The organism is Nonomuraea sp. JJY05 (assembly GCF_043496855.1).
GTDB lineage: Bacteria > Actinomycetota > Actinomycetes > Streptosporangiales > Streptosporangiaceae > Nonomuraea.
In genome coordinates this window covers 16084-34395 of sequence record NZ_JBIEIS010000080.1, presented here as the reverse complement: position 1 = coordinate 34395, position 18312 = coordinate 16084, and the positions used below count along the sequence as shown (strand labels likewise).

Annotated in this window: 16 protein-coding genes; 3 read left to right on the top strand and 13 right to left on the bottom strand. The window is 69.8% G+C overall.

Annotation, left to right across the window (positions count from 1 at the left end):
• The first annotated feature begins 142 nt into the window (after positions 1-142).
• Positions 143-1747 carry an amidohydrolase gene (locus tag ACFKCF_RS59240; protein WP_394506024.1) on the top strand — a complete coding sequence of 535 codons (1605 nt, stop codon included), beginning with the start codon at positions 143-145 and terminating at the stop codon, positions 1745-1747.
• A 79-nt stretch (positions 1748-1826) separates the two neighbouring features.
• Here ACFKCF_RS59240 and ACFKCF_RS59235 read toward each other — a convergent pair whose 3' ends face one another.
• The 5 genes from ACFKCF_RS59235 to gap form a co-directional block, all read right to left on the bottom strand.
• Entirely contained in the window at positions 1827-2171 is a 345-nt protein-coding gene (locus tag ACFKCF_RS59235) for an RNA polymerase-binding protein RbpA (RefSeq protein WP_185103360.1), read from the bottom strand.
• Positions 2172-2245: 74 nt separating this feature from the next.
• A complete protein-coding gene (secG, locus tag ACFKCF_RS59230) occupies positions 2246-2476 on the bottom strand; it encodes a preprotein translocase subunit SecG (protein ID WP_394506022.1) in 231 nt (76 codons plus the stop codon).
• Between the two features lie 99 nt (positions 2477-2575).
• Positions 2576-3358, bottom strand: coding sequence for a triose-phosphate isomerase (tpiA, locus tag ACFKCF_RS59225; RefSeq protein ID WP_394506020.1), 783 nt, complete (start codon positions 3356-3358; stop codon positions 2576-2578).
• A gap of 7 nt (positions 3359-3365) precedes the next feature.
• Positions 3366-4565 (bottom strand): phosphoglycerate kinase, encoded by a 1200-nt coding sequence (locus ACFKCF_RS59220; RefSeq protein WP_394506019.1) that lies wholly within the window; start codon positions 4563-4565, stop codon positions 3366-3368.
• 162 nt (positions 4566-4727) lie between these two features.
• Positions 4728-5732 (bottom strand): type I glyceraldehyde-3-phosphate dehydrogenase, encoded by a 1005-nt coding sequence (gene gap, locus ACFKCF_RS59215; protein ID WP_394506017.1) that lies wholly within the window; start codon positions 5730-5732, stop codon positions 4728-4730.
• Positions 5733-5918: 186 nt separating this feature from the next.
• Here gap and ACFKCF_RS59210 point away from each other — a divergent pair, with 186 nt between their 5' ends.
• Complete coding sequence (locus tag ACFKCF_RS59210) at positions 5919-6563, top strand: hypothetical protein (protein ID WP_394506015.1); 645 nt, start codon at positions 5919-5921, stop codon at positions 6561-6563.
• Between the two features lie 443 nt (positions 6564-7006).
• On the opposite strand, the gene whiA is transcribed toward ACFKCF_RS59210, so the two are convergent.
• From whiA to ACFKCF_RS59175, 7 genes are all read right to left on the bottom strand, one after another.
• Entirely contained in the window at positions 7007-7987 is a 981-nt protein-coding gene (whiA, locus tag ACFKCF_RS59205) for a DNA-binding protein WhiA (RefSeq protein ID WP_350739945.1), read from the bottom strand.
• 71 nt (positions 7988-8058) lie between these two features.
• Positions 8059-9027, bottom strand: a complete 969-nt coding sequence (yvcK, locus tag ACFKCF_RS59200; protein ID WP_394506026.1) for a uridine diphosphate-N-acetylglucosamine-binding protein YvcK — start codon at positions 9025-9027, stop codon at positions 8059-8061.
• 206 nt (positions 9028-9233) lie between these two features.
• On the bottom strand, positions 9234-10100 hold the full coding sequence (gene rapZ, locus ACFKCF_RS59195; protein ID WP_394506013.1) for an RNase adapter RapZ: 867 nt from the start codon (positions 10098-10100) through the stop codon (positions 9234-9236).
• Positions 10101-10182: 82 nt separating this feature from the next.
• Entirely contained in the window at positions 10183-12111 is a 1929-nt protein-coding gene (uvrC, locus tag ACFKCF_RS59190) for an excinuclease ABC subunit UvrC (protein WP_394506011.1), read from the bottom strand.
• 87 nt (positions 12112-12198) lie between these two features.
• Positions 12199-12615, bottom strand: a complete 417-nt coding sequence (locus ACFKCF_RS59185) for a Rieske (2Fe-2S) protein (protein WP_394506009.1) — start codon at positions 12613-12615, stop codon at positions 12199-12201.
• Between the two features lie 75 nt (positions 12616-12690).
• Positions 12691-13161 carry a Rieske (2Fe-2S) protein gene (locus tag ACFKCF_RS59180; protein ID WP_394506007.1) on the bottom strand — a complete coding sequence of 157 codons (471 nt, stop codon included), beginning with the start codon at positions 13159-13161 and terminating at the stop codon, positions 12691-12693.
• A gap of 124 nt (positions 13162-13285) precedes the next feature.
• Positions 13286-13660, bottom strand: a complete 375-nt coding sequence (locus ACFKCF_RS59175) for a Rieske (2Fe-2S) protein (protein WP_394506005.1) — start codon at positions 13658-13660, stop codon at positions 13286-13288.
• Between the two features lie 601 nt (positions 13661-14261).
• Here ACFKCF_RS59175 and ACFKCF_RS59170 point away from each other — a divergent pair.
• Positions 14262-14993, top strand: a complete 732-nt coding sequence (locus ACFKCF_RS59170) for a DUF2306 domain-containing protein (RefSeq protein WP_394506003.1) — start codon at positions 14262-14264, stop codon at positions 14991-14993.
• 451 nt (positions 14994-15444) lie between these two features.
• Here ACFKCF_RS59170 and uvrA read toward each other — a convergent pair whose 3' ends face one another.
• Positions 15445-18285, bottom strand: coding sequence for an excinuclease ABC subunit UvrA (gene uvrA, locus ACFKCF_RS59165; RefSeq protein WP_394506001.1), 2841 nt, complete (start codon positions 18283-18285; stop codon positions 15445-15447).
• Positions 18286-18312 lie beyond the last annotated feature (27 nt).

Here is an 18312-nt window from a genome sequence, read left to right as displayed (position 1 = left end):
GCGCGGGCGCGGGCGCGGGCCCGGCGCGGGCGCGGCGTCAGCCGGTGGGCCGCCCCCGCTTGTCGCAGGTCACCGGGCCGGGGGGGAAGATGTACGGCGGGCTCGGAGTGCGCGAGCCGGATCCACCACAGAAGGGAACCCCATGAACATCCTCTTCCGAGGAGGCCGCGTCTTCACGCCGGGCGGCGTGCGGGCCGAGGCCGTGCTGGTGAGCGACGGCGCGATCGCCGCGGTGGGGCCGGAGGGCGAGCTGGCCCGCCAGGCGCCGTCCCACGAGACGGTGGATCTGGATGGCGGCCTGCTGGTGCCCGGCTTCACGGACGCGCACATTCACCCGGTCCAGGCGGGCCTCGAACGGGCAAAGTGCGACTTGTCAGAAGATTTCGGCCTTGACGCGTACATAGCCGTGATAGCCGACTATGCCGCGAAAAATCCGTCTAAAGAGTGGATTGATGGCGGCGGCTGGGACATGTCGGCGTTCCCCGGCGGCCTCCCCCACCGCGACCAGCTCGACTTCCTCGACCGCCCCGCCTACCTCATCCAGCGCGACCACCACGCCGCCTGGGTCAACACGCGGGCCCTCCAGCTGGCCGGCATCACCAAGGACACGCCGGACCCCGCCGACGGCCGCATAGAGCGCGACGCCGCGGACGAGCCCACCGGCGTGCTGCACGAGGGCGCGATGGACCTCGTCGGCCTGCTCACTCCGCGCCCGACCGCCCAGGACCTGGAGGACGCGCTGGAGGACGCGCAGCGGCACCTGTTCTCGCTGGGTATCACCGGCTGGCAGGACGCCATCGTGGGCTCCTACGCGGGCTCCCAGGACCAACTGCCCACCTACCTGTCCGCGGCCCGCTCAGGCAGGCTCAGGGCGCGCGTGGTGGGTGCTCTGTGGTGGGACAGGACGCGAGGTCTGGACCAGATCGAGGAGCTGGTCGAACGCCGTGCCGCCGCCGAGGGCCTCGACCGGTTCAGGGCCACCTCGATCAAGATCATGCAGGACGGCATCACGGAGAACTTCACGGCCGCCACCCTGGAGCCGTACTGCCTCTGCGGCGGCACGGGCCTGTCGTACGTGGACCCGTACAAGCTCAAGGAGTACGTCGCCGAGCTGGACCGGCTCGGCTTCCAGGTGCACTTCCACGCCATCGGCGAGCGGGCCGTGCGCGAGGCCCTGGACAGCTTCGAGGGCACGGACCCCGGCAACCGCCACCACATCGCCCACCTGCAGATCATCGAGCCGTCGGACGTGCCGCGCTTCGCCGCCCTGGGCGTCACGGCCAACCTGCAGCCGCTGTGGGCCACGCACCACGCCCAGATGGACGAGCTGACGCTGCCCTACCTCGGGGAGCCGCGCTCGTCGTGGCAGTACCCGTTCGCGGATCTGCTGGCGCACGGCACCCGCTTCTGCGCGGGCAGCGACTGGCCGGTCTCCAACGCCGACCCGCTGCAGGGCATGCACGTCGCGGTCAACCGCACGGAGCCCGGCGGCTCGGTGCACGCGGACTACCCGACCGCGCAGACCCCGTTCCTGCCCGGCCAGCGCATCGACCTGGCCACCGCCATGACCGCCTACACGGCGGGCTCAGCCTGGATCAACCGCTCCCCGGCCGGCGCCGTCGAGCCGGGCCGCCCGGCCGACCTGGTGGTCCTGGACCGCGACCCGTTCGACCTCCCGCCCGGTGAGATCTGGACGACGCGGGCACGCCTGACGTTCGTGGACGGCGACCCCGTCCACGGAAGCTGAGTCCACGAAGAGCGCTGAGCGGCCGCGGAAACGGCGAAAGGGCCTCGGAGAACCGAGACCCTTTCGCCGAACCCAGCCACTACCAGGGGGACTTGTTGTTCCTCAGGCGCTCCAGTGCCTCCTCGAGGATCGCCTTGCCGTCCTTGTCGCTCCTGCGCTCCTTCACATAGGCAAGATGCGTCTTGTACGGCTCGTTCTTCGGTGGGGCAGGCGGGGCCGACTCGTCCTGTCCGGCAGGGAGGCCGCAACGTGGGCAGTCCCATGTCTCGGGGACCGCCGCGTCACTGGCGAAACTGGGGCGCGTCTCGTGCATGTTGGCGCACCAGAACGAGACCCGCACTCTCGGAGCTGCCTCGCCGCGCTCGGCCTCCCCCATAGGGCCGGCGCCGACTCGGCTGCCACGGATCGCGTTGCCACTACCCACGGATGAACTCCTCGCTCGATCGCCCCGCGCGCAGGCACGGGGGGAGAATCACTGTCACGCGTTAACTTGTTTGCTCAGGGCTTCATGAGAAGGCCGAGAGCGATGATGCAGACGAACCAAACCGTGCCGGTGATGATCGTCAGCCGGTCGAGGTTGCGCTCCACCACCGAGGAACCACCGAAGTTCGACGAGAAACCACCGCCGAACATGTCAGACAAGCCGCCACCCTTGCCCTTGTGGAGCAGCACGAGCAGGATCATGAGACCGCTCGCCAGGATGAGGGCGATGGAGATTCCGATAATCACGGTATGCCTGTTCCTTCGATGCTTTGTTACGCGTGACGATTCAGACTTGCCTTCTGAGGGTACGGCCTGTTGTCAAGTCGCACCCCCAGAACGACTCAGTTAGCCTGGCATATCGGAGAAACGGCAGATCTTCGCGAACTCCCCGGCATCGATGCTGGCACCGCCCACGAGCGCGCCATCGACATCGGGTTGAGCCATGATCCCCGCGATATTGCCCGACTTGACCGAGCCACCGTAAAGGATACGGACCCCGGAGGCCACTTCAGTGTCGTAGAGCTCAGCGAGTCTCACTCGCAGCGCGCCACAGACCTCCTGCGCGTCCTCCGGGGTGGCCACCTCGCCGGTGCCGATCGCCCACACCGGCTCGTAGGCCACCACTATCGATTTTGCCTGCTCGGCGCTGATTTTGCGCAGCGCGCCGTCGAGTTGGCCAAGACTGTGCGCGATGTGGCCGCCCTCTTGACGTACTGACAGGCCCTCCCCGACGCACAGGATCGGGGTGAGCGAGTGCCGGTAGGCGGCCTGCACCTTGGCGTTGACCAGGTCGTCGTCCTCCTGGTGGTACTGCCGCCGCTCCGAGTGGCCGATCACCACGTAGGTGCAGCCGATCTTGGCCAGCATGGCGCCCGAGATCTCGCCGGTGTAGGCGCCGGCCTCGTGCTGCGACAGGTCCTGGGCGCCGTACACGATCCTGAGCTTGTCGCCGTCGACCAGCGTCTGCACGCTGCGCAGGTCGGTGTACGGCGGCAGGACGGCGACCTCGGTCCTGTCGAAGTCCTTGTCGTTGAGTGCGAAGGCCAGCTTCTGGACCAGCGCGATGGCCTCGAGGTGGTTGAGGTTCATCTTCCAGTTGCCGGCGATGAGCGGCTTGCGCGTGCTCATGGGTAGCTCAGTCCTCCAGGGCCGCGAGTCCGGGGAGGGTCTTGCCCTCAAGGTATTCGAGGCTGGCCCCGCCACCGGTGGAGATGTGCGAGAAACCGTCCTCGGGGAGCTCAAGCTTCCGCACGGCCGCCGCAGAGTCGCCGCCGCCCACCACGGTGAAGGCCCCTTCACTGCTGGTACGGGCGATCAGCGCCTCGGCCACCGCCCTGGTGCCGCCGGAGAACGCCTCGAACTCGAACACGCCCATGGGGCCGTTCCAGAAGACGGTCCTGGCGTCGGCCAGCTTGGAGGCGAACAGCTCGCGCGTCCTGGGCCCGATGTCGAGCCCCTCCCGGTCGGCCGGGATCTCGGTGGCCGCGACCACGTCGTGCTCGGCGTCCGCCCCGAACGTGACCGCCGCCAGCACGTCCACCGGCAGCACGAGCTCGACGCCGCGCTCGGCGGCCGAGTTGAGGAAGCCGCGCACCTGGTCGAGCTGGTCCTCCTGCAGCAGCGACTTGCCGACCTCGTAGCCCTGGGCCTTGAGGAACGTGTACGCCATGCCGCCGCCGATCAGCAGCCGGTCGACCTTGGTCAGCAGGTTGGCGATGACGCCGAGCTTGTCGGAGACCTTGGCGCCGCCCAGCACCACCACATAGGGCCGCTCGGGGCTCTCGGTCAGCTTCTTCAGCACCTCGACCTCGGCCACGACCAGCCCGCCCGCCGCGTGCGGCAGCAGCTTGGGCACGTCGTAGACGCTGGCGTGCTTGCGGTGCACCGCGCCGAACCCGTCGCCCACGTAGAGCTCGGCCAGCCCCGCCAGCTTCTCGGCGAACGCGGCCCGCTCGGCGTCGTCCTTGGACTCCTCGCCGGGCTCGTAGCGCAGGTTCTCCAGCAGCGCGACCTCGCCACCCTGGAGCGTCTCAACCGTGCCATGGGCGCTGTCGCCGACCACGTCGGTCGCGAACGCCACCTCCTGGCCCAGCAACTCACCCAGCCGCTTCGCCACCGGCTTGAGCGAGTATTTCGGGTCGGCCTTGCCCTTGGGCCTGCCCAGGTGGGCACAGACGACGACCTTGGCGCCACGTTCCACCAGCGTCTTGATCGTCGGCACCGACGCCCGGATGCGGCCGTCGTCGGTGATCGTCTCCCCGTCCAGGGGGACGTTGAGGTCGGCGCGCACAAGCACGCGCCGCCCCTTCACGTCGAGATCGTCGAGCGTGCGCATGCTCATGCTCCCTATTCATGGCCTCCACTCCGTGGAGGCGGCTCGGTCGCCCCAAGCCGTCGCGAAAACATGGGCCCCACCCCACGGCGGCGGCTTGATCGCTCTGGGCCGTTGCCTTACTCAGCGGGCAAGGCAACGGCGTTCCCCCACGGACTCGGTGGGTCAGAGGTCGCGGCCGACCAGCTCGATGAGGTCGGCGAGGCGGTTGGAGTAGCCCCACTCGTTGTCGTACCAGCCGACGACCTTGACCTGGTTGCCGATGACCTTGGTCAGGCCGGCGTCGAAGATGCACGAAGCCGGGTCGGTGACGATGTCGGAGGAGACGATCTCGTCCTCGGTGTAGCTGAGGATGCCCTTGAGCGGACCCTCGGCGGCGGCCTTGACCGCGGCGTTGACCTCCTCGACGGTGACCTCGCGGCTGACGTCGACGGTGAGGTCGGTGGCCGAGCCGGTGGGGATCGGCACGCGCATGGCGAAGCCGTCGAGCTTGCCCTTGAGCTCGGGCAGCACCAGGCCGATGGCCTTGGCGGCGCCGGTGGAGGTGGGCACCACGTTGAGCGCGGCGGCGCGGGCGCGGCGCAGGTCCTTGTGCGGGCCGTCCTGAAGGTTCTGGTCCTGCGTGTACGCGTGGATGGTGGTCATCAGACCCTTCTCGATCGTGAAGGTGTCGTGGAGGACCTTGGCCATCGGCGCCAGGCAGTTGGTCGTGCAGGAGGCGTTGGAGATGATCGTGTGGCTGGACGGGTCGTAGCTCTTCTCGTTGACGCCCATCACGATGGTGACGTCCTCGTTCTTCGCCGGAGCGGAGATGATGACCTTCTTCGCGCCGTTGTCGGCGTGCACCTTGGCCTTGGTGGCGTCGGTGAACAGGCCCGTCGACTCCACGACCACGTCCACACCGAGGTCGCCCCAGGGCAGCTTGCCCGGGTCGCGCTCCGCGAAGACCTTGATCGCCTTGCCGTCGACCGTGATCTCGTCGCTCGTCGCCTTCACCTCGTAAGGCAGGCGGCCCAGGATGCTGTCGTACTTCAGCAGGTGGGCGAGCGTCGCGTTGTCGGTCAGGTCGTTGACCGCGACGATCTCGATGTCCTTGCCGCTGGCGGCGACAGCGCGCCAGAAGTTGCGACCGATGCGGCCGAAGCCGTTGACGCCTACGCGGATGCTCACGGGAACCGATCTCCTCGAAACCAGATGGCGGGCTGAAACCTCAACCACGAACCTTATCGGACCTAAATTGGTTTAGACCACTGCAGGTCCCCGCGTGTGAATCAGCGTTCCGGAGGCACGTTTTGCGAGGTTCGAGTAAAGTGCCCGACTCATCGATGTAAATTCGTGCATTCTCTGGGGGCTGAGATGTCACACAAGCGGTCCGGCCTGCTGCCCGGACTCATTGTAGGCGTACTATCCGCGCTGGTCAGCGCGGCAGTGCTGGGGGCGGCCGTCCTCTTCCAGACCCGCTTGCCCGCCGCCGTGATCGCCTTCGGCAACGGCCACCCGCTGTCGCTGGCCTCGTCTCTCGTGGTCGCCCTGATCGTCGCCCTGGCGATGGGCACGGTACGACCCCGCAGCATCCTCCTGATCCCCGTGGCCGCGCTGTACGCGGGCGGCGCCATGGCCGCGGGTCAGATCCTCGGCTCGTCGATCATGATCGGCTCCACCCTGCGCACCCCGCCCGCCGAGCGCGGCCCCGCCGACCTGTCCGACATCACGCTGGACAACTTCTCCGCCGGCCTCCCCTACGCGCCCGCCCTCTACCGGGATCCGCTGTCGGTGTCGTGGGCGGCCTGGCTCTACATCGCCGTGGCCGCCCTCGCCGCGCTGCTCCTGCTGACCTTGCGCGTGGTACGGGTCCGCCGCGCCCAACGCGCCCAGGCGGCCGAGCCCGAAACGGATTCGTCGGCGGAGCCCGAGTACCGCGCCCCGTTCGAGCCCGCCCAGGCCCCCACCCCGAAGCCGACGACGGACCTGTTCACCCCCCGCAACCCCACCAAGGACTAACCGGGCCCCACGGACTACCGGGCCCCACCAAGGACTACCGGGCCCCGCATCAGCGCCGGGCCCCGCATCAGCACCGGCACACTTCAGCACCCGCACACCTCAGCACCGCACCCCGCATCCGCGCCCCACCGAGAGGCGCCTCAGTTGCCCGTCAGCTCGCCGACAGGCACGCCCCGCCACCCGCCGATCCGCCAACCTTGGCGACCCGCCGGCAGGCGCATCTCGCCGCCCGGCGGCCCGCCGACAGGCACCCCCAGCCACCGGCCGCCCAAGCCATCAGCCGACCCCGGGGCCGGCCCAGAATGCGCGTCGTCACGGCGAGCAGCCCGTGAGCCTTCACGACCGGCCATGACAGACGGCCACCCACGTCGGCGCGTGCGGCCCACCGTGCGCAGCCGTAAAAGATGGGCTTTAAAGCGACGCGAAGACGACGGGAAACGCGGTCACGGGGCGAGCATGTCGACGGTGAGGTTGGCCTCGGTGTTGGGGATGCCCATGTCGGAGGCCCGCTTGTCGGCCATGGCCAGCAGCCGCCGGATGCGCCCCGCGATGGCGTCCTTGGTCAGCGGCGGGTCAGCGATCTGCCCCAGCTCCTCCAGAGACGCCTGCTTGTGCTCCACCCGCAGCCGCCCCGCCACCACCAGGTGGTCGGGCGCCTCGTCCCCGAGGATCTCCAGCGCGCGCTGCACGCGCGCCCCCGCCGCCACCGCCGCCCGCGCCGACCGCCGCAGGTTGGCGTCGTCGAAGTTGGCCAGCCGGTTGGCGGTGGCCCGGACCTCGCGGCGCATCCGGCGCTCCTCCCAGGCCAGCACGCTGTCGTGCGCCCCCAGCCGGGTGAGCAGCGCGCTGATGGCGTCGCCGTCGCGCACCACGACGCGGTCGACGCCGCGCACCTCACGCGCCTTGGCGTGGATCTTGAGCCGGCGCGCCGAGCCCACCAGGGCGAGCGCCGCCTCCGGGCCCGGGCAGGTGACCTCGAGCGACATCGAGCGCCCCGGCTCGGTGAGCGAGCCGTGCGCGAGGAACGCCCCGCGCCAGGCCGCCTCCGCGTCGCAGGCGGCCCCCGCCACCACCTGGCGGGGCAGGCCGCGCACCGGACGACCGTGGTTGTCGATGAGGCCCGTCTGACGGGCGAGTGCCTCGCCGTCGCGGTAGACCCGCACGACGTAGCGCGAACCCTTGCGCAGGCCGGCGGGCGCGAGCACCAGCACCTCGGCCTTGTGCCCGAACACCTCGCCGATGTCCTTGATCAGTCGCCGTGCGGTGGCGTTCGTGTCGAGCTCGGCCTCAATCACGATCCGCCCGCCCACCAGGTGCAGGCCGCTGGCGAACCGCAGCAGCGTGGAAACCTCCGCCTTGCGGCAGCACGGCTTCAGCACCGGCAGGCGGCTCAGTTCGTCTTTCACCACACCTGTCATGGCCATGCGTTAGTCCTCTCCCCCATTCAGACCGGCTCTCAGCAGTCTCTCGCACCTTCGCGCCACGCCGACCAGGATCAACGCTTCTGGAGGAAAATCTCGTCCAGGACGGAGGCAAGACGTCGTGGGTCATGCCTCGGCGAGCCGTCCGCGGCGGCCACGTCGGCCATCACGAGCCGGGCGCCGAGCGCCGTCGCCGCCTTCTCCAGCGCACCAGGGTCGTCCACCACCCCGGTGTCGGCGAGCACGACGTCGATCGACAGGTCGGGAGCGTGCTGCCGGAGCACCTCCAGGTGTTGCTGGGGAGAGAAATCGTCCGTCTCACCCGGCTGGGGCGCCAGGTTGAGCGTGACGAGCCGCTTGGCCTTGGTCGCGTGCAGGACCCTGGCCAGCTCGGGCACCTTGAGATGCGGCAGCACGCTGGTGAACCACGATCCCGGCCCGAACACCACCCAGTCGGCCTCCTGCACCGCCTCGACCGCCTCGGGCCGCGCGGGCGGATCCTCGGGCACGAGCGAGATCGCCTGCACCCGCCCAGGCGTCAGCGCGCACGCCACTTGCCCGCGCACGGTCGACCTGACGCCGTCGAGCTCCACCTCGGCCACGATGTCGAGCGGCACCGACGCCATCGGCAGCACGCGGCCGTGGGCGCCCAGCAGCCGCCCGACCCAGTCGAGCCCGGCCACGGGGTCGCCGAGCAGCTCCCACAGGGCCACGATGAGCAGGTTTCCGACGGCGTGCCCGTGCAGCTCGCCCTCGCTGCGGAAGCGGTGCTGCACGACCTCGCTCCAGGTGCTGCCCCACTCGTCGTCGCCGCACAGCGCGGCCAGCGCCATCCGCAGGTCACCGGGGGGCAGCACGCCGAGCTCGCGGCGCAGCCGCCCGCTGGACCCGCCGTCGTCGGCGACGGTCACCACGGCGGTCAACCGGTCGGTCACCATCCGTAATGCGGACAGGGACGCGTAAAGCCCGTGCCCGCCGCCCAGCGCCACGACGTGCGGCCCGAACCCCGAGAAAGCCCTCGAGTACGTCCCGCGCTCCGGCACCGGGTTGCCCTCAGCCGGCCGCGCGAGCCGCACCGGGCACACGCCGTCCTCCGAGGCCGGGTCCGGGTTCTCGGCACGCCCCGCCTCAGGCCCTTCAGAGCCTGGAGCCGCCGCAGGCGAGCCGGGCGCGTCCGGGCGGGTCACGGCGCCGGGAAGCTCGCCCTCCGCGGAGCGCGGCGAACCTGCTGCTGCGAAGCCTTCATCGGTCACTCCCGCCCCACATCCCGATGGCTCACCTGGACCTCCATCCCGCGGTCGCGCAGGCGGACGGCGACCTGTTCGGCCATGGCCACGCTACGGTGCTTGCCGCCCGTGCAGCCCACCGCGAGCGTCGCGTAGCTCTTGCCCTCGCGCGCGTATCCGGCCGCGACCACCTGCAGGACCTCCTCGTACGCGTCGAGGAACTCCTTGGCCCCCGGCTGCCCGAGGACGTAGTCGCGCACGGGCGCGTCGAGCCCGTTCATCGGCCGAAGGTCCGGCACCCAGTGCGGATTAGGCAGGAACCGGCAGTCGACCACCAGATCGGCGTCCACCGGCAGCCCGTACTTGAACCCGAAGGACACGATGTTGAGCCGCAGCCCCGGCCGGTCCTCCCCGCCGAAGTAGGCGACGATCTTGTTGCGCAGGTCGTGGACGTTGTGCGACGAGGTGTCGATCACCAGATCGGCGTTGGCCCTGACCTCCCGCAGGATCCCCCGCTCGCGGGTGATCCCGTCGACCAGGCGCCCCTCGCCCTGGAGGGGGTGCGGCCTGCGGACGTTCTCGAACCTGCGCACCAGCTCCTCGTCGCTGGCCTCCAGGAACACCACCCGCACCCGGACGCCGCGCCCCTCGAGCTCCTCGATGGCCGCGTTGAGGTCGGTGGTGAAGGCCAGGCTGCGCACGTCGACGACGGCCGCCACCTTGTCGGCCGCCAGCTTGACCTTGCCCGCCTCCTCCGCCATCGCGAACAGCAGCCCGGGCGGCAGGTTGTCGATGACGAACCAGCCCAGGTCCTCGAGCGCTTTGGCGGCTGTGCTGCGCCCCGCCCCGGACATGCCGGTGACGATGACGAACGCCGGCTCGGTGCTCATTGCCTCTCTCCGTCCCGCACGCCCTGCCCGGGCGCGCCACCATGGCGGAGGCACCCGGACACGCCGTGGCATCCTGGCGAGATCATGGTGACTCTCCCTTCAGTGTCGACACGATGACCTCGGCGATGGACGGGCCGATGCCGGGAACCTCGCAGATTTCCGCGGCAGTGGCCTCGCGTAGCTTCTTCACGGAGCCGAAGTGTCTGAGCAGCGCCTGCCTGCGCGCCGGCCCGAGGCCGGGCACGCCGTCGAGCGCGCTCTCCTTCACCGTCTTGGACCTCTTGGAACGATGGTAGGTGATGGCGAACCTGTGTGCCTCGTCCCGCACGCGTTGCAGCAGGTAGAGACCCTCGCTTGAACGAGGCATGATCACTGGCTGGTCGTCGCCGGGCAACCACACCTCCTCCAGCCGCTTGGCCAGCCCGCACACGGACACGTCGTCGATGCCGAGCTCGTCGAGCGCCCGCTGCGCGGCTGCCGCCTGGGGGCCCGCGCCGTCGACGACGACCAGGTTGGGCGGATAGGCGAATTTACGTGGTTTGCCGGTCTCAGGGTCGATCGGGCCGTGTCCGCTGTCGTCGTCGGCGGCCAGCTCGCCGGTGGCCGAGCGCTCCTCCAGGTAGCGGCGGAAGCGGCGCGTGATCACCTCGTAGATCGAGGCGACGTCGCCCTCCTTGGTCTTGACCGCGAAGCGCCGGTATTCGCTCTTGCGCGCCAGCCCGTCCTCGAAGACCACCATCGACGCCACGACGTTCTCGCCCTGCAGGTGGGAGACGTCGTAGCACTCGACGCGCAGCGGCGCCTGGTCGAGGCCGAGCGCGTCGGCGATCTCCTGCAGCGCCTTGCTGCGGGTGGTCAGGTCGCTGGCACGGCGGATCTTGTGCTGCGCGAGCGACTCCTTGGCGTTGCGCTCGACGGTCTCCATCAGCGACTTCTTGTCGCCGCGCTGCGGCACGCGCACCTCGACGCGGGCCCGCCGCTGCTCGGTCAGCAGCTCGGCGACCGCGTCGTTGTCGGGCGGCAGCGCGGGCACGAGCACCTCGCGCGGCATCGAGTCGGCGCTGGCCTCGGCGTACATCTGGAGCAGGAACTGCTCGACCAGCTCGCCGGGAGAGGTCTCCTCGACCTTGTCGACCACCCAGCCACGCTGGCCGCGGATGCGCCCGCCACGCACGTAGAAGACCTGAACGGCCGCTTCGAGCGGGTCCTCGGCCAGCGCGATCACGTCGGCGTCGGTGCCCTCGCCGAGCACCACGGCCTGCTTCTCCAGCGCCCGCTGCAACGCCTGGATGTCGTCGCGCAGCCGCGCGGCGCGCTCGTACTCCTGCTCGGAGGCGGCCTCGCGCATCTCCTTCTCCAGGCGCTTGATGAAGCGGCTGGTGTTGCCCGCCATGAAGTCGCAGAAGTCCTCGGCCAGCTCGCGGTGCTCCTCCGGGGTGACCCGGCCGACGCAGGGCGCCGAGCACTTGTCGATGTAGCCGAGCAGGCACGGGCGGCCGATCTGGCCGGCCCGCTTGAACACCCCCGCGCTGCACGTGCGGACCGGGAAGACCCGCAGCAGCAGGTCGACGGTCTCGCGGATGGCCCAGGCGTGCGAATAGGGGCCGAAGTAACGCGTGCCCTTGCGCTTGGCCCCGCGCATGACCTGCACGCGGGGGAAGTCGTCGCCCATGGTGACCGCGAGGTAGGGGTAGGACTTGTCGTCGCGGTATTTCACGTTGAAGCGCGGGTCGAACTCCTTGATCCAGGAGTATTCGAGCTGCAGCGCCTCGACCTCGGTGCCGACGACGGTCCAGTCGACGTCGGCGGCCGTCGTGAGCATCGACTGGGTCCGCGGGTGCAGCGCGGAGAAGTCGGCGAAGTACGAATTGAGCCGCTGGCGCAGGCTCTTGGCCTTGCCGACGTAGATCACCCGGCCGTGCGCGTCCCTGAACCGGTAGACCCCGGGGGAATCGGGGATCGAACCCGGCTTGGGCCGGAAACTCAAGGGGCTGCCCGCTGATCTCGCCACGTTCAAAGACTAGTAGCCCTCACCGACAAGGTTGCCCGCCGTGCCTTCCCACCAGGCACGGCGGGCCCTCCCTGAAAAGGGGCCCGCCTACGCGAGCGTGATCTGGTCGCCCTCGACCTTGATCTGCTGCGCGGGCAGCGGCTTGTCGGCCGGTCCGTCCTTCACCGAGCCGTCCGCGATGGCGAACTTGCTGTTGTGACACGGGCAGACGATCACCCCGTCCGAGACGCTGCCGACCGTGCACCCGTTGTGCGTGCACACGGCGCTGAACGCCTTGAACTCGCCCGAAGTGGGCTGCGTCACCACGATCTTCTGGTCCTTGAAGATCGTCCCGCCGCCGACGGGGATGTCGGCGGTCTTGGCCAGCGCCCCGCCGGCTTGCGGCGCGCCGGACTGCGGCGCGCTCGACTCGGAGGCGGCGCCGGCGGGCTGTGCGGTATCGGTGCCGCCGCCGCAGGCCGTGAGCGCCAGCGCGAGGCCGCCCGCTCCGACGCTCGCGAACACTGCACGGCGACTCTGAAGGTCATCTCCCATGCGCTCACCCAACCGCACCTAGGTGAGAAATTCATGAGACGCGACCTACGCGAGCTTGATCTTGTCACCGTCCACGGTGATCTTCTTCTCCTCAAGCGGCTCGCTCGCGGGCCCGTCCTTGACGGAGCCGTCGTTGATGCTGAACTTGCTGCCGTGACACGGGCAGTTGATCGTCTTGTTCGAGACGGTGGCGACCGTGCAGCCCGCGTGGGTGCAGACCGCCGTGAACGCCTTGTACTCCCCGGCGCTCGGCTGCGTCACCACGATCTTCTCGTTCTCGAAGACCTTCCCACCGCCCTCGGGGATATCAGCCGTGTCGGCCAGCGCCTTGCCGCCGCTCTTCGCCTCGGCCTTCTTCTTCTTCGGCGACGACGACTCCTCGGCGGGCTCCTCCGCCGGTGGTTCCGCACTCGCCTCCGTCGTCGGCGAGCCGTAGCTCGCGCACGCCGTCAGAACCGCCGCGAGCCCGGCGCCGCCGGCGCCGAGCATCATCGCCCGGCGAGTCGCTTCCGTCATGGTGTGTTCCTCCCAGATTGGCTTTCACTTCAGGTACGGCCAGCGCCCTCGCGCCGGTTCAGCGTGCCCGAGCCCAATCCGGTTCTCTACGCATAAGTACGTGTTCAGCCGGCCGCTTCAGGCCTCACGCGACCACGATGCCGTCGCCCTCGACCCTGACCTTGTAGGAGGTCAGCGGGGCGCTCGCGGGCCCCTTGGTGGCCTTGCCGCTGTCGGCGGCGAACTCGCTGCCGTGGCAGGCGCACCTGATGACGTTGTCCTTGGGGGTGCTGACCGCGCAGCCCTTGTGCGTGCAGATCGAGCTGAACGCCATGTAGACGCCCTGCGTGGGCTGGGTCACCACGACCTGGAGGTCCTCGATCACCTTGCCCCCGCCCACGGGCACGTCGGCGGTCTTGGCGATGACCTTGCCCTTGAGGCTCGGCTGGGCCTTGGCGTCTCCCCCGCCACACCCCGCCAACGCCAGCGAGCACGCCGCGACCCCGGCCACCCCCAGCATCTCGCGCCGCCCAAATCCCGTTCCAGGCCCCGTCCCAGACCCCGTTTCAGGCATGGCTGCGCCCCGCTCCGTAACCGTCATGAATTGCCGACCCTCCGCGTCCCCGCTGACCCCCTGCAGGTCAGGCCGTTACCATCACCCAACCTTATTGCCGCCACCCCTCGCTCCCCCCGCCGGGTAGCGCTCCCACAACCACCGCCTCTATCGGCCACCGCGCCCCACCGCAACCACCGCCTCTGTCGGCCACCGCGCCCCACCACGACCACCGACACACCGCGCGCGTCCGACAGCTCACCAACCCCCCGCCACCCCCACGGGCGACCAACCCAGCAATTCCCCAACCGCCGCCCGGCCAGCAGGGCGGCCCGCCAGCCCTCAGCCGTCTCCGCCGGCGAGGTGACCCAACAGCCCCAGCCATCCCACCAGCGAGACAACTCAGCAGCCCCAAGCCACCCGCACCAGCAAGGCAACCGCCCAACAGCCCCACAACCATCCGCACCCCGGCAGTCGACAGCCGAATCTCGCCTCGGCTACCGGCCGATGTGATCGGCGGTCAGCGGGCGGTAGGCCGACGGTCAGTGCCGAGGGCCACCGTGCTCGTATGACTCTCACGACAGAACGCCCGACCGCGCCCGCCGCCAGGCCCCGCTGGTGGCGGCGTCCCTGGGTGGCCCCTCTGGCGCTGGTGGCGATCGCGTTCGTCGCCTTCTCGCTCCCGCCGTACCTGTCCATGAACCCGGCCCGCTCCCGGGTGCCCGCCCCCGACTTCTTCCCACCGCACTTCGCGGTGCTGTCCCTGCACGTGATCTTCGGCTCGATCGCGATGATCACGTGCTGCCTGCAGATCTGGCCATGGTTCCGCCAGCGCTATCCCCGCGCGCACCGCCGGATCGGCCGCGTGTACGTCTTCGGCGGCTGCCTGCCCAGCGGCGCGCTGGGCCTGATCGTGTCGGTGACCACGCCGTACTTCGGCCCGGTGACGGCGGCCAGCGGCGTCGTACTCGCCTCCCTCTGGGTGGGCTGCACGCTGGCGGGCTGGCGGATGGCCAGGCAGCGCAGATTCGTCGACCACCGCCGGTGGATGGTCCGCAGCTTCGCCCTGACCCTGTCCATCATCACGAACCGCCTCTGGGGCGTCGTGTTCACCATCGCCCTCTCACCCGAGCTCGAGACGACCTTCCACGGCGACGAGACGCTGCTGGCGAGCACGGTGAGCGCGCTGAGCGCGTGGCTGGGCTGGGTGCTGCCGCTGCTGTTCGCCGAGTGGTGGCTGGAACGCGGCGACGCCGCCAAGCGCCGCGCCCGCGCCGCAACCCGCCACCAGCCCACCTGAACGCACAGGTCGCCCCATCACATCGCCCCAACCGACCCGCGCGTGACCACACACGTCGCCCGGCACGACTACCCAGCGTGGTCAGCTACGTCCGACCGCCACCACCCCGCGCACCTCGTAAGGCACGACCACCCCTCTCATGGGCACCGACGTCGCCCGCCCGGCAGCGCCCGCACCTGGACACCCGCGTCTGACCGGTGCCCCGTCCCGTCATGCCCGTGCCTCATCTCAGCCGACCGGACCTCGTCTCAGCCGACCGGACCTCGTCTCAGCCGCTCCGGCAACTGCGGTCACACCGGAATGGCTGCAGCGGCCCGCACCGGGGCCGCCCGTCCGCCACCGGACGCCCCGATCGAGCCGCACCGCCAGAACTGCCGCGCGCATGAGGCCCCCGTGCGAGGCTCAGCACGAGGCCCCCGCGCGAGGCTCAGCACGAGCCCCAGTGCGGGGCTCAGAAGGCGAGAATCTTTCGCAGGAAGCGGCCCGTGTGGCTCTCGTCCACCAGCGCCACCTCCTCAGGCGTCCCGCTGGCGACCAGCGTCCCGCCGCGGGACCCACCCTCGGGCCCCATGTCGATGATCCAGTCAGCGGTCTTGATCACATCGAGGTTGTGCTCGATCACGATCACCGTGTTGCCGCCGTCGACCAGCCGCCCGAGCACACCCAGCAGCCGCCGGATGTCCTCGAAGTGCAGCCCGGTCGTCGGCTCGTCCAGCACGTAGATCGTCCGGCCCGTCTGCCGCCGCTGGAGCTCCGAGGCGAGCTTGACGCGCTGCGCCTCACCGCCGGACAGCGTGGTCGCGGGCTGTCCGAGCCGGACGTAGCCCAGGCCCACGTCGTTGAGCGTCTGCAGGTGGCGCTTGATCGCCGGGATCGCCTCGAAGAAGCCCAGGGCCTCCTCGATCGGCATGTCGAGCACCTCGGAGATCGTCTTGCCCTTGTAGTGGACCTCCAGCGTCTCCCTGTTGTAGCGGGCGCCGTGGCAGACCTCGCAGGGGACGTAGACGTCCGGCAGGAAGTTCATCTCGATCTTGATGGTGCCGTCGCCCGCACACGCCTCGCAGCGCCCGCCCTTGACGTTGAAGCTGAAGCGCCCGGGCTGGTAGCCGCGCATCTTCGCCTCGGCGGTGGCCGCGAACAGCTTGCGGACGTGGTCGAACACGCCCGTGTACGTGGCCGGGTTGGAGCGCGGCGTGCGCCCGATCGGCGACTGGTCGACGTGGACGACCTTGTCGACATGGTCCATGCCGTTGATCCGCGAGTGCCGCCCCGGCACCGTGCGGGCGCCGTTGAGCTCCTTGGCCAGCGCGTTGTAGAGGATGTCGTTGACCAGCGTCGACTTGCCGGACCCCGACACGCCCGTGACCGCCGTGAACACGCCAAGCGGGAAGTCGATGTCGACGCCCTTGAGGTTGTGCTCGCGCGCCCCCTTGACCGTGATCTGCCGCTTCTTGTCGCGCTTGCGGCGCTTGGGGGGGATCGCGATGCTCTTGCGCCCGGACAGGTACTGGCCGGTCAGCGACTCCTCGCTGCTCAGGAGGTCCTGAACGGTGCCGGACACGACGACCTGGCCGCCGTGCTCCCCAGCGCCGGGGCCGATGTCGACCACCCAGTCGGCCGCCGCGATCGTGTCCTCGTCGTGCTCGACCACGATCAGCGTGTTGCCCATGTCGCGCAGCCGGACGAGCGTGTCGAGCAGCCGCATGTTGTCACGCTGGTGGAGCCCGATGGACGGCTCGTCGAGCACGTACAGGACGCCGACCAGGCCGGAGCCGATCTGCGTGGCCAGCCTGATGCGCTGGGCCTCGCCACCCGCCAGGGTGGCGGCGGCGCGGTCCATGGTCAGGTAGTCGAGGCCGACGTCGAGCAGGAAGCCCATGCGGGCGTTGATCTCCTTGACCACCCGCTCGGCGATGTGCATGTCGCGGTCGGACAGCTTGAGCCCGGCCAGGAACTTCGCGCACTCACCGATCGACATGGCCGCGACCTCGGCGATCGACTTGTCGGCGACGGTGACCGCCAGCGTGACCGGCTTGAGCCTGGCGCCCTTGCAGGCCGGGCACGGGATCTCGCGCATGTAGCCCTCGAACCGCTCACGGGTCGAGTCGCTCTCCGCCTCGGCGTGCCGGCGCTGCACCCACGGGATGACGCCGTCGTAGGTGGTGTAGTAGGAGCGCTGGCGACCGTAGCGGTTGCTGTAGCGTACGTGGACCTGCTCGTCGTGGCCGTACAGCAGCGACTTCTGCGCCTTCTTCGGCAGCTTCTCCCACGGCGTGTCGAGGGTGAACCCGACCGCGTGGCCGAGCGCCTCGATCAGCCTGACGAAGTATTCGCTCGTGTGGCCGCCGGACCAGGGGTGGAGCGCGCCGTCGCCGAGCGTGCGCTCGGGGTCGGGCACCACCAGGTCGGGGTCCACCTCCATCTTCGTGCCGAGGCCCGTGCACTCGGGACAGGCGCCGAACGGGGAGTTGAACGAGAACGAGCGCGGCTCCAGCTCCTCGAACGACAGGTCGTCATAGGGGCAGTAGAGGTGCTCGGAGTAGAACCGCTCCCGGTTGGGGTCGTCCTCCGGCAGGTCGACGAACTCGAGCGTGATCGTGCCACCGGACAGCTGCAGCGCGGTCTCGACCGAGTCGTTGAGCCGGCGCCGCGCCGACTCCTTGACCGACAGGCGGTCGACGATGACCTCGATGTCGTGCTTCTCGTACTTCTTCAGCTTCGGCGGCTCCTCCAGCCGCACGACCGTGCCGTCGACCCTCGCCCTGGCGAAACCCTTGGTCTGCAGCTCGCGGAACAGCTCGGCGTATTCGCCCTTGCGGCCCCTGATGACGGGGGCGAGCACCTGGAAGCGGGTGCCCTCCTCCAGGTCCATCACGCGATCGACGATCTGCTCGGGCGTCTGCCTGGCGATCGGCCGCGAGCACGCCGGGCAGTGCGGCTTGCCGATGCGCGCCCACAGCAGCCTCAGATAGTCGTAGACCTCGGTGATCGTGCCGACGGTCGAGCGCGGGTTCTTGCTGGTGGCCTTCTGGTCGATCGACACCGCGGGCGACAGGCCCTCGATGAAGTCGACGTCGGGCTTGTCCATCTGGCCGAGGAACTGGCGGGCGTACGCCGACAGCGACTCGACGTAGCGCCGCTGCCCCTCAGCGAAGATCGTGTCGAAGGCCAGGCTCGACTTCCCAGAGCCGGACAGGCCGGTGAAGACGATCAGTGAGTCTCGCGGCAGGTCGAGCGAGACGTCCTTGAGGTTGTGTTCTCGTGCACCACGCACGATCAGGCGGTCTGCCACGGCGATCCCGGAGGTCAAAAGGCGGAT

Coding starts and splice junctions, on each gene's coding strand:
- ACFKCF_RS59170 (WP_394506003.1), top strand. CDS start 14,262: ATGACTCTCACGACAGAACGCCCGACCGCGCCCGCCGCCAGGCCCCGC.
- ACFKCF_RS59240 (WP_394506024.1), top strand. CDS start 143: ATGAACATCCTCTTCCGAGGAGGCCGCGTCTTCACGCCGGGCGGCGTG.
- ACFKCF_RS59220 (WP_394506019.1), bottom strand. CDS start 4,565: ATGCGCACGCTCGACGATCTCGACGTGAAGGGGCGGCGCGTGCTTGTG.
- rapZ (WP_394506013.1), bottom strand. CDS start 10,100: ATGAGCACCGAGCCGGCGTTCGTCATCGTCACCGGCATGTCCGGGGCG.
- ACFKCF_RS59175 (WP_394506005.1), bottom strand. CDS start 13,660: ATGCTGGGGGTGGCCGGGGTCGCGGCGTGCTCGCTGGCGTTGGCGGGG.
- ACFKCF_RS59210 (WP_394506015.1), top strand. CDS start 5,919: ATGTCACACAAGCGGTCCGGCCTGCTGCCCGGACTCATTGTAGGCGTA.
- whiA (WP_350739945.1), bottom strand. CDS start 7,987: ATGGCCATGACAGGTGTGGTGAAAGACGAACTGAGCCGCCTGCCGGTG.
- ACFKCF_RS59180 (WP_394506007.1), bottom strand. CDS start 13,161: ATGACGGAAGCGACTCGCCGGGCGATGATGCTCGGCGCCGGCGGCGCC.
- tpiA (WP_394506020.1), bottom strand. CDS start 3,358: ATGAGCACGCGCAAGCCGCTCATCGCCGGCAACTGGAAGATGAACCTC.